This is a genomic window from Caballeronia sordidicola, from assembly GCF_002220365.1.
Taxonomy (GTDB): domain Bacteria; phylum Pseudomonadota; class Gammaproteobacteria; order Burkholderiales; family Burkholderiaceae; genus Caballeronia; species Caballeronia sordidicola_C.
On the sequence record NZ_MTHB01000094.1, the window covers coordinates 108423 to 121823 of the forward strand.

The 13401-nt window shown below is 60.7% G+C and carries 12 protein-coding genes; 3 read left to right on the top strand and 9 right to left on the bottom strand.

Annotated elements, in window-relative coordinates:
• Nucleotides 1–324 precede the first annotated feature (324 nt).
• The 5 genes from glmS to BSU04_RS14530 all read right to left on the bottom strand — a co-directional run bounded on the left by glmS (nucleotide 325) and on the right by BSU04_RS14530 (nucleotide 5965).
• Entirely contained in the window at nucleotides 325–2142 is a 1818-nt protein-coding gene (gene glmS / locus BSU04_RS14510; RefSeq protein WP_089161237.1) for a glutamine--fructose-6-phosphate transaminase (isomerizing), read from the bottom strand.
• A 100-nt stretch (nucleotides 2143–2242) separates the two neighbouring features.
• Entirely contained in the window at nucleotides 2243–3604 is a 1362-nt protein-coding gene (gene glmU / locus BSU04_RS14515; RefSeq protein ID WP_089161238.1) for a bifunctional UDP-N-acetylglucosamine diphosphorylase/glucosamine-1-phosphate N-acetyltransferase GlmU, read from the bottom strand.
• 111 nt (nucleotides 3605–3715) lie between these two features.
• Nucleotides 3716–4624 (bottom strand): tRNA 2-thiocytidine(32) synthetase TtcA, encoded by a 909-nt coding sequence (gene ttcA, locus BSU04_RS14520; protein ID WP_089161265.1) that lies wholly within the window; start codon nucleotides 4622–4624, stop codon nucleotides 3716–3718.
• Nucleotides 4625–4680: 56 nt separating this feature from the next.
• On the bottom strand, nucleotides 4681–5082 hold the full coding sequence (locus BSU04_RS14525; protein WP_089161239.1) for a dihydroneopterin aldolase: 402 nt from the start codon (nucleotides 5080–5082) through the stop codon (nucleotides 4681–4683).
• 43 nt (nucleotides 5083–5125) lie between these two features.
• The gene (locus BSU04_RS14530) at nucleotides 5126–5965 is read right to left on the bottom strand and encodes an SDR family oxidoreductase (RefSeq protein ID WP_089161240.1); all 840 of its coding nucleotides are present in this window, start codon (nucleotides 5963–5965) and stop codon (nucleotides 5126–5128) included.
• Nucleotides 5966–5978: 13 nt separating this feature from the next.
• Here BSU04_RS14530 and BSU04_RS14535 point away from each other — a divergent pair, with 13 nt between their 5' ends.
• Nucleotides 5979–7193 carry a class I SAM-dependent methyltransferase gene (locus BSU04_RS14535; protein WP_089161241.1) on the top strand — a complete coding sequence of 405 codons (1215 nt, stop codon included), beginning with the start codon at nucleotides 5979–5981 and terminating at the stop codon, nucleotides 7191–7193.
• A gap of 4 nt (nucleotides 7194–7197) precedes the next feature.
• Entirely contained in the window at nucleotides 7198–7392 is a 195-nt protein-coding gene (locus BSU04_RS14540) for a DUF2905 domain-containing protein (RefSeq protein ID WP_089161242.1), read from the top strand.
• Between the two features lie 7 nt (nucleotides 7393–7399).
• Here the strand turns inward: BSU04_RS14540 and BSU04_RS14545 are convergent, their stop codons facing one another.
• From BSU04_RS14545 to BSU04_RS14560, 4 genes are all read right to left on the bottom strand, one after another.
• Nucleotides 7400–8629, bottom strand: coding sequence for a multifunctional CCA addition/repair protein (locus BSU04_RS14545; RefSeq protein WP_089161243.1), 1230 nt, complete (start codon nucleotides 8627–8629; stop codon nucleotides 7400–7402).
• A complete protein-coding gene (locus tag BSU04_RS14550; protein WP_089161244.1) occupies nucleotides 8626–9246 on the bottom strand; it encodes a glutathione S-transferase family protein in 621 nt (206 codons plus the stop codon). The genes BSU04_RS14545 and BSU04_RS14550 overlap by 4 nt, the downstream gene beginning before the upstream one ends.
• Nucleotides 9247–9289: 43 nt before the next feature.
• Nucleotides 9290–10246, bottom strand: a complete 957-nt coding sequence (locus BSU04_RS14555) for a complex I NDUFA9 subunit family protein (RefSeq protein ID WP_089161245.1) — start codon at nucleotides 10244–10246, stop codon at nucleotides 9290–9292.
• Between the two features lie 118 nt (nucleotides 10247–10364).
• The gene (locus BSU04_RS14560) at nucleotides 10365–12332 is read right to left on the bottom strand and encodes a lytic transglycosylase domain-containing protein (RefSeq protein WP_089161246.1); all 1968 of its coding nucleotides are present in this window, start codon (nucleotides 12330–12332) and stop codon (nucleotides 10365–10367) included.
• Between the two features lie 23 nt (nucleotides 12333–12355).
• On the opposite strand from BSU04_RS14560, the gene BSU04_RS14565 reads away from it, so the two are divergent.
• Nucleotides 12356–12949 carry a 5-formyltetrahydrofolate cyclo-ligase gene (locus tag BSU04_RS14565; RefSeq protein ID WP_089161247.1) on the top strand — a complete coding sequence of 198 codons (594 nt, stop codon included), beginning with the start codon at nucleotides 12356–12358 and terminating at the stop codon, nucleotides 12947–12949.
• Nucleotides 12950–13401 lie beyond the last annotated feature (452 nt).

Genomic DNA, 13401 nt, shown 5'->3' on the forward strand with positions numbered 1-13401 from the left:
GGGCGCCCCTTGGGGGCGCCCCGTAAGCGGCCACGGGAGCAAGCGCTTACGACTTATCGAACTTCCGCAAAGGCCCAGTTCCGGCCACTCGGATTAGTTCATATCTAAACCGTCTCGTCCCTTTTTTGGCAGGAGCCAAAACCTGACTACGCTAACGTTCAAGAAATTGTGACTCTCGATGACTCTCAAAGAGCCGTGCCAACCAGTCTGCATGGATGTTTAAAACAAAAAATCGCTGCGCCATCAGCGCCTTAATGTCCGTAGCTCGTCAGTCACGCTAAAGCCGACGAAGCGACGCGCTTTAATCTCTCCAAGCAAAGCCCCTCACTCCACCGTCACGCTCTTCGCCAAATTCCTTGGCTTATCCACATCCGTCCCCCTCGCACAAGCCGTGTGATAAGCCAGCAACTGCAGCGGCACAACATGAAGAATGGGCGACAGCAGCCCATAATGCTCAGGCATCCTTATAACGTGAATCCCGTCCTCGCTAACAATCCGGGTATCGGAATCCGCGAAAACATACAACTCGCCCCCTCGCGCCCTGACCTCTTGCATATTCGACTTCAGCTTCTCCAGCAACGCATCATTAGGCGCCACCGTCACCACCGGCATAGCCTCAGTCACCAGCGCCAGCGGCCCGTGCTTCAACTCCCCGGCCGGATAAGCTTCCGCATGAATATAAGAAATCTCTTTAAGCTTCAAAGCGCCTTCAAGTGCGATCGGATAATGCAGTCCACGTCCGAGGAACAGCGCATTCTCCTTGCGTGAAAACTCTTCCGACCACGCGATAATCTGCGGCTCCAGCGCCAGCACGCTATTCAGCGCCGCCGGCAAATGCCGCAACTGCGTCAAATAATCCGTTTCCTGCTTCTCACTCACATGTCCGCGCAGCGCCCCGAGCGTCACGGCCAACACAAACATCCCAACCAACTGCGTCGTAAACGCCTTAGTCGAAGCCACGCCAATCTCAGTCCCCGCATGCGTCAGAAACGCGAGCTTCGTCAACCGGACCATCGCGCTAGAAGCGACATTGCAAACCGCCAGCGTGTGTTTATGCCCAAGCCCCTGCGCATGCTTCAACGCGGCCAGCGTATCGGCAGTCTCACCTGACTGCGAAATCACGACAACCAAAGCCCGTGGATTCGGCACCGATTCGCGATACCGGTACTCACTCGCAATCTCCACTTGCGTCGGAATCTTCGCGACCGATTCAAGCCAGTACTTCGCCGTCATCCCCGCATACGAACTCGTTCCGCACGCCAGAATAAGCACACTATCGATATCGGCGAAAACTTCAGCCGCATCCGCCCCGAACAACTCGGCTGCGAATCGATCGGTTTGAGGAATGGTGTCGGTGATCGCGCGCGGCTGCTCGAAGATTTCCTTCTGCATGAAATGCCGATACGGCCCAAGCTCAACCGCGCCGCCATACGCCGCGACCACGCGCACTTCGCGCTCAGCGGGCATTCCGTCGCGATCGACAATCTTCACGCCGTCCAGCGTGATCTCGACCACATCACCTTCATCGAGGAACGCGAAACGATCGGTGCTGCCGGCAAGCGCGAGCGCATCGGAGGCGAGGAAATTCTCGCCATCGCCCACTCCCACCACCAGCGGAGATCCCTGCCGCGCGCCCACAACCGTATGCGGCTGATTCTTGTGGATCACAGCAATGGCGTACGCGCCATGCAACTCCTTCACGGCGTCTCGCACGGTCTGGAACAGATCGCCGCGATACATGCTGTGGATCAAATGCGCGATGACTTCGGTATCGGTCTGCGAGACAAACTCGTAACCCTTCCCGCGCAGCATGGTCCGCAAGGTCTCATAGTTCTCGATGATCCCGTTATGCACAAGCGCCAGTTCGTTGCGCGAAAAGATGGGATGCGCGTTGTCGGTGACGGGCGCGCCGTGGGTCGCCCAGCGCGTATGCGCAATGCCCGTTGCGCCTTCCAGATGCGTATCGCGGACCTGATCGGCGAGATCGGCCACGCGCGCGACGCTGCGCGCGCGCTTCGGTTCGCCATCGGCAATCACGGCCACGCCGCAGGAATCGTAGCCGCGATATTCAAGCCGCCGAAGTCCTTCGACCAGCACCGATACGATGTTACGTTGCGCAACCGCGCCGACAATTCCGCACATGGCGTCGTCCTTTACAGATTGTTTTTTGAATCGCTTGAAAACGCCCGGCGCTCGCCACCAAGGCGCGCGCTCAAGCAAATTGCAGAGCCGTCTTTATTGTTCAAGCTTTCTTTTTTGTCGGCCGTACGTAACCGCTCTTACTGATCTGAGTTTTTTCGTTCAGCACGAGCTGGTCTTCCGCGACGTCCTTCCAAACGGTCGTCCCGGCCGCGATAGACGCACCGCGCCCCACGCGCACCGGCGCAACCAGTTGGGTATCGGAGCCGACGAACACGTCGTCCTCGATCACGGTGCGGAATTTGTTCGCGCCGTCGTAATTACACGTGATCGTGCCCGCGCCGATATTCACTCGCGCCCCAATATCCGCGTCGCCGATATAGCTCAAATGGTTCGCCTTCGACCCCCGCCCGAACACCGCGTTTTTCACTTCGACGAAGTTGCCCACGTGCGCTTCGTCGCCGAGCACCGCGCCCGGCCGCAAGCGCGCATACGGTCCGAGCACGACGTTCGCGCCGGTCGTACCGCCTTCAATGTGCGTGAACGCATCAATGCGCGTACCCGTGCCAATAGACGCATTGCGAATCACGCAATTCGGGCCGATCGTCACGTTATCCGCCAGCGTCACATCGCCTTCAAAGACGCAATTCACATCGATAGACACATCGCGTCCGCAGGTCAGCGTACCGCGCACATCAATGCGCGCGGGGTCCAGCAGCGTGACGCCCGCAGCCAGTAGCGCCTCGGCAACATTGCCTTGATGGATCCGTTCGAGTTCGGCGAGTTGCTGCTTGCTGTTCACGCCCAGTGTTTCCCACTCTTCGTCTGGTTGCGACGTGACCACTTCAATGCCGGCTTCGAGCGCACGCTCGACGACATCGGTGAGATAAAACTCGCCCTGCACGTTGTCGTTTTTAAGCGATGCCAGCCATTCTCCGAGCTGCGCTGTCGGTGTAATGACAATGCCGGTATTGATCTCGGCAATCGTCAACTGCCCGGCATTGGCGTCTTTCTGCTCGACAATGCACTGCACGGCACCCGTCGGATCGCGCACGATGCGGCCGTACCCGGTCGGATTGTCCAGCGTGACCGTGAGGACGCCGTAGCGGCCGCCGGAGGCTGCGTCGACCAGGCGTTGCAACGTGCTGACACGGGTGAGCGGCACATCGCCGTAAAGAATGAGCGTAGGCACGGAAAGGTCGAGCAGCGGCAGCGCTTGCTGAACCGCGTGGCCGGTGCCCAGTTGCTGATCCTGCACGGCGAACTGGACATCAGGTGCGCCGACTGCCTTCTGAACCTGTTGCGCCCCATGTCCGATCACGACAACAAGCCGTGTGGGCTTGAGCGCACGCGCAACGTCGAGCACATGGGAGAGGAGCGGCCGGCCAGCCAGGGGATGAAGGACTTTCGGCAAGGCGGAACGCATGCGCTTGCCCGTGCCTGCCGCCAAAATAACAATGTTCATGGCGTCAGCTTCGTTGAAGTGTTTGGAGCCGCCAATATAGCATGCGCGGGTGGACGGCAAAACGCGGCGCGGCCTTGCTGAGCAACGATTCTGCGGGCTTCTCGCCCGGCGTCAAATATCGTCGAACTGAACAATCGAGATGGTCTGCGACGGCGTTTCGGTCGAACACGGGTCTTCATCGAACGCGATATCCCCCGCCGGGTCCGCCACGCCCGTCGCTCGCAATCCGGAGAACGGAAACAGCCCGTGATCCATCAAATGCGACGGCACTACGTGCCCCAGCGCGTTGAACATGTTCTCCACGCGGCCCGGAAAGCGCTTTTCCCAATCGCGAATCAGCGCCTTCATTTCCGCGCGCTTCAGGTTCGGCTGGCTGCCGCACAGGTTGCACGGGATGATCGGGAACTCGCGCAACTCGGCGAATTTCTCCAGATCCTTTTCCTTCGCATAAGCCAACGGCCGGATCACGATGTTCTTGCCGTCGTCGGATTGAAGCTTGGGGGGCATGCCCTTCAGCTTGCCGCCGTAGAACATATTCAGCAGCAAGGTCTGCAGGATGTCGTCGCGATGATGGCCGAGCGCAATTTTTGTCGCCCCAAGCTCACCGGCCACGCGATACAAAATCCCGCGCCGCAATCTCGAACACAGCGAACACGTCGTCTTGCCTTCCGGCACCAGCCGCTTGACGATGCTGTACGTATCCTGATTCTCGATATGAAACGGGATATCCAGCTTGCTCAAATACTCAGGCAGCACATGGTCAGGAAACCCCGGCTGTTTCTGGTCGAGATTCACGGCCACGATGTCGAAGTTGATCGGCGCGCGCTCGCGCAACCGCATCAGGAGTTCGAGCATCGCGTACGAATCCTTGCCGCCGGACAAGCAGACCATGACCTTGTCGCCGTCTTCGATCATGTTGTAATCGGTGACGGCCTCGCCCACCTGGCGCGCCAGCCGCTTGAACAACTTGTTGTTCTCGTAGGCCTGCTTCTGCTCGCGGCGCGTCAGCGGCTCGCGCATTGTCGGGACGGATGCCGTCTCCTGAACCGCCGGCGCTTCCGTTTCCGTTAGCGAACTCATGCTGTCACCTCTTTGATGCGAAAGACTTCGACGCCCACGGCATCGCAGTCGGGATAAACGTCCGGCTTTTCCGTGGACACCACCACCGCCCGCACATTCGGATGTTCCAGCAGCGCGGCGGCGACGTCATCGCAGAGTGTTTCCTGCAAGTGGATATGCCCTTTGCCCACGCGCTCGGCAATGGTCGAGCGCATGAAATCGTAATCGACGACTTCGCGCAGCTTGTCTTCAGTCGGCGTCGATAACGCCAGCGGCACGAACAATTCCACGTTGATCACCACGCGCTGCTCGCCCTGCTTTTCGAAATCGTGCACGCCAATGTTGATGCGCACTTCGTAATTGCGCAGAAAAAGCCGCCGGCAATCGGCGAGCCGGGGATGCGAAAGTGCGGCAAGCATGGTCGTGTCCTGGTGATTCAGATTAACTTACTAAGATTGACAACTAAGCGCCCCCGCCCGGAGCGCGGCCCGCGGTCAAAAACATGATGTCGCGCGGCGACGGCACGAGATGCTGCCCGCCATCCACCACTAGCGTCGTGCCCGTCACGCCCGCCGCGTCGGCGAGATAACAAGCCGCCGCGACAACATCCTCCACCCGCGAAGCCCGGCCCAACGGCGTTACCTTGTGTGCAGCCTCGAACTCGGCCTGCGTCATGTCGGCGGAGGGTAGCGTGAGTCCCGGCGCAAGTCCGACCACGCGCAACTTCGGCGCAAGCGCCTGAGCGAGCGCGACGGTTGCGTTTTCCAGCGCAGCCTTGGTCAGCGTGTACGACAGATAATCGGGATTCATGTTGTACAACTTCTGATCGAGCACGTTGATGACGCAGCGGCGTTGAGTTTCATCGTCGGTGGCGGAATCGGGCGTGGCGTCGTACAGCGCACGCGCCAACGCCAACGGCGCACCAACGTTGATCGCCATCATCTCGAGCAGGCGCGGGTAGCTGAACTCGCGCGCCGTATCTTCGACAAAACTCGACGCGTTGTTCACGACGCAATGCAGACCACCCAACGCGTCGATACACGCGGGCACCAGCCGCGCCACGTCGCTTTCCACGCCGAGATCCGCGTGCAGTGCGACCGCGCGGCGGCCGAGGGCGCGTATCGATTGGACGACTTCCTGCGCCTGGCCCTCAGAACCGCCAAAATGTACGGCGACGTCCCATCCGCGGGAGGCGAAACCGAGCGCGAGCCCGCGGCCGATGCGCTTCGCCGCGCCGGTGATCAGCACCACGCGGGCTTTCGGCACGGAAGAATCTGGAGAAGTGGTCGAAGAAACGCTCATTTACAATGCCGGAATGAATCCAAAAGCTCTCGAATCCGACAGTTTACCTGTTCCCGGCCCTGACGCGCTCGCGCAGTCCGAGGCGCTGACGGCACGCATTCGCGCGGAAATCGCGTCGGCGGGCGGCTGGCTGCCCTTCAGCCGGTATATGGAACTGGCACTTTATGCGCCGGGCCTCGGCTATTACACCGGCGGCTCGATGAAATTCGGCAAACGCGGCGACGACGGCAGCGATTTTGTCACCGCGCCGGAAATGTCGCCGTTGTTCTCGGCCACGCTCGCGCGACCCGTCGCTCAAGCCTTACGCGACAGCGGTACGCGCAATCTGATGGAATTCGGCGCCGGCACGGGCAAGCTCGCCGCCGGTCTGCTGAACGCGTTGAAAGCGCTGGACGTTCCCTTCGATCACTACGCGATCGTGGATTTATCGGGGGAATTACAGGAACGCCAGCGGGCGACAATTGAAGCCGATGCCCCCGAACTGGCATCGAAGGTGCGATGGCTTAGTGCTTTGCCGGCGCATTTCGAAGGCGTGGTGATCGGCAACGAAGTGCTCGATGCCATGCCCGTGCGCCTCGTCGTGCGCAAACTGGATGTGTGGCATGAGCGCGGCGTGTCGTGGACGAACAACCGTTTCACGTTCGACGACAAACCCTTGCTAGCCGCGCTGGACGATCCGCTGCTGGCCGAAATCGACGCGACCATCGATGAAGTCAACGACGAGCCGTTCATCGAATACCTGAGCGAAACGCACGAAGCGGCGCTGGCTTTCACGCGCACCATTTGCACGATGCTCACGCGTGGCGCGGCGTTTTTCATCGATTACGGTTTCCCGCGGCGCGAGTTTTATCACGCCCAGCGCGCGCAAGGCACGCTCATGTGCCATTACCGGCACAGGTCGCACGGCGATCCATTTTTGTATCCCGGGCTGCAGGACATCACGGCGCACGTGGAGTTTTCGGGGATCGCGGAAGCCGGCACGGACGCGGGCGCAGACCTCCTCGGCTTTACGTCGCAGGCGCGTTTCCTGATGAACGCCGGCATCACCGATGCACTAGCCGATCTCGATCCCACCGACGTCCGCCGCTTTCTGCCCGCGGCGAATGCGGTTCAGAAGTTGTTATCGGAGGCGGAAATGGGCGAGTTATTCAAGGTGATCGCGTTCTCCCGCGGTATCGACGACACGCTGGCCGCGTTCTCGTCCGGCGACCGCTCACATACCTTATGAAATCATGATCCGCTGGGTACTCACCACGTTCATTGCGTTGTCGATTCTCTCGGCCTGTTTGCCGTGGATGAAAAAACTCGGCGTCGGCAAGTTACCCGGCGATTTCACGCTGCGCCTGTTCGGACGGGAATATCCGTTTCCGTTCATGTCGACCATTCTGCTGTCGCTCGTTCTGTCGTTGCTGGCGCGGGCGCTTTGATTCAAAGCTAAAGCACTGCGTCCACCGCCGCCACGCGCGCTGCGTGAACTGCGTCCTTGATCTTGCCCGGCTCGTTCGCGTACTGCTGCGCGACGGCGCCGGCATCGACCGAACGCGCCGCCACCAACGCGTTGCGCAGGCGCTCGGCCTGCGGATACGGTTGCTGGCTCAGACCGAGCCGGCCGCGGGCATCGGAGACACAGGCCTGAAGCGCTTCAGCAAACCGCGCGGGCTTGCGCAGCGCGTCGCAACGTTCAAACAAACGCACCAGCGCCGCCGCCCCAAACTCCATCACCCGATGAATATTGCCGTGCTCACGCGCCACCAGCAGCGCGAGATCGCGACATTCGTTCGGCACGCGCAAGCGCTCGCACAACGGCTTCAGCAGATCGACACTGCGCCCTTCATGACCCTTGTGGCGCGGCAGGATATCGTCGGGCGTGGTCGCCTTGCCGAGATCGTGAGTCAGCGCGGCGAAGCGCACCGGCAACGCGTAGGCGTGCGCCGCCGCATAATCCAGGACCATCATCACGTGCACGCCGGTATCGACTTCCGGATGATAGTCGGCGCGCTGCGGCACGCCCCATAACGAATCCACCTCTGGAAGAATCCGCACGAGCGCGCCGCATTCGCGCAGCACCTCGAACATCCTCGATGGCGTCTTCTCCATCAAGCCACGCGACACTTCCTGCCATACACGCTCGGGCACGAGCGCATCGACTTCGCCATCCGCGACCATGCGTTTCATCAGCGCGAGCGTTTCGTCAGCGATGGTGAAATCCGCGAAGCGCGCCGCAAACCGCGCGATGCGCAGAATCCGCACCGGATCTTCGATGAACGCATCACCTACATGCCGGAACACACGCGCTTGCAGATCAGCGCGGCCATTGAACGGATCGATGACCGGTCCTGTCAGTTCGCCGTCCGGGCGCACTTCGCGCGCCATTGCGTTCACGGTCAGATCGCGGCGCGCGAGATCTTCTTCCAGCGTGACGTCGGGCGCGTAGAAAAACTGAAAGCCGTGATATCCCGCCGATGTCTTGCGCTCGGTTCGCGCGAGCGCATATTCCTCGTGCGTTTGCGGATGCAAAAACACGGGGAAATCCTTGCCCACCGGTTTATAACCCTGCGCCGTCATCTGCTCGGGCGTAGCGCCAACCACGACGTAATCGCGGTCCTGAACCGGCAGGCCGAGCATGTCATCGCGGATCGCGCCGCCCACGGCGTAGATGTTCATCGCTCGTTCCGTGCGCCTTCAATCCACTCGGCGACGTCAGGCAGTGCCGTAATGCTGGCAGCGTAAGCGAGCGCCGTTTCGCTCAGCTTGGGCGCATAGGAATTGAAGCGCATGACGACCGGCGCGAACATCGCATCGGCAATACCAAACTGCTTGCCGAACAAGAACGGGCCACCGTGCGTGTCGAGGCAAGTGCGCCAGATCAGGTCGATCCGTTTCACGTTCGCCAACGTACCTGCCGTGAGTTCCTGGCCAAACGCCTGGCGCTGGATATTCATCGACATTTGCTCGCGCAGATCAGCAAAACCCGCGTGCATCTCCGCGCTGATGCTGCGGGCGTGCGCCCGCGCGGCGGCATCGCGCGGCCACATGGCGTGTTGCGGGAAGAGCTCAGCCAGCGTCTCCATGATCGCGACCGATTCCCATACGGCGTCGCCGGCATCGGTCACGAGGCAAGGCACTTTCCCCGACGGCGAATGCGCGAGGATATTCGCGGAGGAATCCGGCCGCCCAAGGCGGATCATGTCTTCCTCGAAAGGAATGCCGAAGTGCTTGAGCACGAGCCACGGCCGCATGGACCACGACGACACATTCTTGTCACCAATAACGAGTTTCATCGCAAATATCTAAGGTTAAGGCACGGCTTGAGGAACACACCATTCAACGCCCGGCAGACGCGCGAAACGTATTGAAGCGCGAACGCGACGACGATCCCGTGAGGTACATCGGCGCAATGGCTTCCATGCTGGCCGGTTCTTCAATACCGAGTTCTGGCGCCATCGGCCCGCTTGCCACCGCAGGCGTTTTCATCGAATCGAGATTATCGCGCGACATCATGGGTTCACCGGGCGCGAGTTCAAGCGACATTGCCTGGAGGCGGCCGAGCATGTCGGGCAAACGGATGATCCTCGCATGCTTGCCGATCGCCGCTCCGCTGAACCTGACCAGCTCTTCCAGCGTGTACACCGTCGGTCCGGCGAGCTCATAAACGCGGCCGCTAGCGGCATCGAGATCGAGCACGTTCGCGAATGCCTTCGCAACGTCACCGACAAAAATCGGCTGGATCCTGGCCTGCGAACAGGCCAGCGGAATCACCGGAAAGATCCGCTCGAGAAACGCAAACTGATTCAGGAAGTTGTCTTCGGGACCGAACACCACCGATGGACGAAAGATCGTGGTCGCCAGATTCGATTCGCGCACGGCCTTTTCGCCATCGCCTTTCGAGCGCAAATACATGCTCGGCCCCTTCGGATCCGCGCCCAGCGCGCTCATGTGGATCAAACGCCGCACGCCCTTCGCTTGACACGCGGCCACGATCTTGCTCGGCAACTCGACGTGCGCCTTCGCAAATTGCGGACCGTAGGGGTCACCGCGCTTGCCTTGCAGAATGCCGACCAGGTTGATCACTGCGTCGGCTTGGGAGACGAAGGCGGCTAGCTGGACGGGATCGTACACATTGGTTTCGATCACATCTACCGGCAGCAGCGTCAGATGCGCCGCATTCTCGCGACGCCGCGTGGCAATGCGCACGTTCTTGCCAAGCTCGACAAGCGCGTTCACCAGATGACTGCCGATAAACCCCGATCCGCCGATCAACGCAATGGTTTGATGTCGCATGTTCGCCTCTGTAAGTGGCGGTCCGCGAAAACGTCAGGGCGGCGGCGCCGCGCATGACTTTCGACTAACCGTATCGACCGGAAAAGCGAAACGCGCGGCGAGTCTTGTTGCAGGCCGCTTACGGCGCGATATATCCAAGCCGCGCTTTCAGCGATTGCGGACGGCCTTCGAACAGCGCCGCGTAGTACACGGTGTTCGAAAGCACGTTCTTGACGTAATCGCGGGTTTCGGTAAACGGAATGGTTTCAGCAAAAATCGCGCCCTCTACCGGCGCGCTCAGCGTGGAACGCCACTGCGTCGGGCGTCCCGGGCCCGCGTTGTAACCGGCGGTGGCGAGAACGGCGGAATCGTCGAACTGGTTGTAGACCATGGCCAGATAATTCGTGCCGAGCAGGATGTTGGTGTCGAGGTCATTCATCTGTTCACGCGATACGGGTCCCATGCCGATTTTCTTTGCCACGAGTTGCGCGGTGCCAGGCATCAACTGCATGAGGCCACCCGCGCCCACTTCCGACTTCGCGTTGATGATGAAACGGGATTCCTGGCGAATCAGGCCATATGCCCATTCGACATCAAGTCCGGTGTTCTTCGACTCACGCTCGACCACATCACGATACGGCGACAGATAGCGCAACGAGAAATCGTGTTCGGTCTTGGTTTTGTCCGCCGTGTTCACCGCGCGGTCGAACAACTCGATCCGCTTTGCGTACTGCGCGGCCGCGATCAATTGGCGATCCGTCATGGTACGCAGCGGCCAGTTCCATTCGCGGTTGCCTTCGAGCCGGAGGTTCATGGCGTAGAACTTCTGCGACAGCGCAAAACCCGGCACCGTCGCGGCCTGGGCGATTTCAGCGTCGCTAACTTCCGTGCGCGGGGGCACCGTGATCTTCTGGCCGAGTTCTTCCGACGCCAACTGGCCGTAGAAGTTGAACTGATCCGCGATGCCCGTGAATTCCTGGTTGGCCGTGGCGGTGTCACCCGCTTGCTTCAGTGCGCGCGCGTGCCAGTAGATCCACGCGGGCTGGTTGCGCAGCGTGGGCGGCATTTGTTCGATCGACCAGCGCACCATGGTCCAGTCGCTGGCGAGCAATGCGCTGCGCGTGCGCCATTCATAGGCGGGATTCGACAGCGGCGCATTCACCGAGAGCCGATACCAGTCGACTGCACTCGGCATGCGTTTCACTGCGGCCTGATACGCAATCGTGCCCCAGCCGACAGCGCGTTCCGACGGCGTCAGCGCCGGCGCGACCGAACTGAACGATGCTGCGGCCATGGCCGGATCGTTGCGCGCCATGCGCGTGATGGCCACGAGCGCCAGTTGATGCGACGACGTGTCGCGACCTACGCCGCGTGCGAGATACAGCGGCGGGGTGCTGGCGGCGGTGTCGAAGACGCTTTGATCCGGGCGTTGCTGGCCGAGCGCGTCAGCGATCTTGCTGCCGGTGTTCGTATAGTTTTGTTCGTAGGCGAGGCGGATTTGCTGCCAGACGTCGTCGGCGGTGAATTGCTGCGAGACGGCCAGTGCGTTGATCAGGTCGACGCACCCATCGCCATACCATTTGGGATCGACGAGCAGAGCGCGCGCGGCGTCCGACACATTTTCTCCGCGCGACGCCCGTGCTTCGAGCGCGTAGCATTTCACTTGCGTGTCGTCGTTCAGTACGAAGCGCGGGTATTGATCGAGGAAATTGCGCCAGTCGTGGCGAGCGCCGAGCACGGTCAGATAGTCGTTGCGCATGCGGTCGGCGATAGCCTGGCCGTCGTAGCGCTGCAGGAACGCGAGGACTGGCTCGTCCGGTGCGTCGACGCGCGCGTGGCCTTGCGAGTCGAAGAGTTGCGGCTTGATGGTGAAGTAATCGATATAACCCGGCGCCGGATAATTCGGAATTTGCGCGGCGAGTTGCATGGCACGGCCGGCGTCATTCGAGCGCGCGGCTTCGCGCAATTGAATGAAAATGCGGTCGTCGGGCGAGAGCGAATAGTCGGCTGTCGGGCGCACGGCGGAGGCGGTAGAGCATCCGATCAGCGTGATCGCAGCGAGCGCGGTTGCGACGGCGAGATATACTCGTTTGAGACGTTTTGACATCGTTATTTCTGGAGCGCGAAGTGATGCAAAGCATAGCACGCAACCCTCTGCTGGAAACCAAAAGCACGCTGCGTGCAAACCTGCTTGCAACCCGCGAGGCGCAAGGCGCTCGGGCCGATCAGGGCGCACGTGGCGAAGCGTTGGCGCGGCGTTTGATGGAAGCGGTCGCACGATATCCGGAGGCGTCGTGCATCGGTTTTTATTGGCCGGTGGCCGGAGAGTTCGATGCACGTGATGTGCTGACTGTCTGGCTGGCGCTGGATGCATCGCGCAGGGCGGCATTGCCGGTGGTGATTGCGCCGAGGGCGCCGCTGGTTTTTCATGCGTGGCAGCCGAGCGCAACGATGAAGAAGGGGCGGTATGGCATTCCTGTGCCGGCGCAGGAGCGCGTGGTTGTGCCGGACTTGCTCGTCATACCGTGTGTGGGTTTCGATGCCGATCGATATCGGCTGGGATATGGCGGCGGGTATTACGACCGGACGTTGGCTGATTGGCCGAGGGGCCGGGCGCCGGCGACCATTGGGGTAGCTTTTGAATCCGCGAAGTGCGATGCCTTGCCAAGGGGGGAATTTGATTTGCCCCTCGGGGCGATTGTGACCGAGTCAGCGGTTTATTGAGCGTTCGCACCGGTGGACGGTTTTGGGGTGGTCGGGGGGCAGGTTCTGGGGTTAGCGGTCGGAGTTAATGCCGGGTTGCTGCTTTCGGTGTTAGTGGTCTGCCTGAGTCGGATATTCTCTTTAGCACTAATAGTGCTTGCCCGAGAGCACTGGTGGCGAAGCGTGTCTATGTCAGGATTCGCGAGAAGGAGGGGTTCAAACATCCGTCGCTCTGGCGAGCACCGTGCTTTTGGGGCACCAATGAATGAAAACTGCACGCTGTGGACACTTAGGGTAGCGTGGTTTGAAAGCGTTTTCTTTGCTTCGTTTCTTTGTCGCTAAGGACCAAGAAATGACGCGCCGCCACGCGCAGTGGCTAATAGTGCTAAAGAGAATATCCGACTCAGGCAGAACGCTAACACCGAAAGCAGCAACCCGGCACTGACTCCGACCGCTAACGCAGGAACCTAGCA

Bases quoted from the DNA above. Each gene is read 5' to 3' on its own strand.
- glmS (WP_089161237.1), bottom strand. From the start codon at position 2,142: ATGTGCGGAATTGTCGGCGCGGTTGCGCAACGTAACATCGTATCGGTG.
- glmU (WP_089161238.1), bottom strand. From the start codon at position 3,604: ATGAACATTGTTATTTTGGCGGCAGGCACGGGCAAGCGCATGCGTTCC.
- ttcA (WP_089161265.1), bottom strand. From the start codon at position 4,624: ATGCGCGAGCCGCTGACGCGCCGCGAGCAGAAGCAGGCCTACGAGAAC.
- BSU04_RS14525 (WP_089161239.1), bottom strand. From the start codon at position 5,082: ATGCTTGCCGCACTTTCGCATCCCCGGCTCGCCGATTGCCGGCGGCTT.
- BSU04_RS14530 (WP_089161240.1), bottom strand. From the start codon at position 5,965: ATGAGCGTTTCTTCGACCACTTCTCCAGATTCTTCCGTGCCGAAAGCC.
- BSU04_RS14535 (WP_089161241.1), top strand. From the start codon at position 5,979: ATGAATCCAAAAGCTCTCGAATCCGACAGTTTACCTGTTCCCGGCCCT.
- BSU04_RS14540 (WP_089161242.1), top strand. From the start codon at position 7,198: ATGATCCGCTGGGTACTCACCACGTTCATTGCGTTGTCGATTCTCTCG.
- BSU04_RS14545 (WP_089161243.1), bottom strand. From the start codon at position 8,629: ATGAACATCTACGCCGTGGGCGGCGCGATCCGCGATGACATGCTCGGC.
- BSU04_RS14550 (WP_089161244.1), bottom strand. From the start codon at position 9,246: ATGAAACTCGTTATTGGTGACAAGAATGTGTCGTCGTGGTCCATGCGG.
- BSU04_RS14555 (WP_089161245.1), bottom strand. From the start codon at position 10,246: ATGCGACATCAAACCATTGCGTTGATCGGCGGATCGGGGTTTATCGGC.
- BSU04_RS14560 (WP_089161246.1), bottom strand. From the start codon at position 12,332: ATGTCAAAACGTCTCAAACGAGTATATCTCGCCGTCGCAACCGCGCTC.
- BSU04_RS14565 (WP_089161247.1), top strand. From the start codon at position 12,356: ATGCAAAGCATAGCACGCAACCCTCTGCTGGAAACCAAAAGCACGCTG.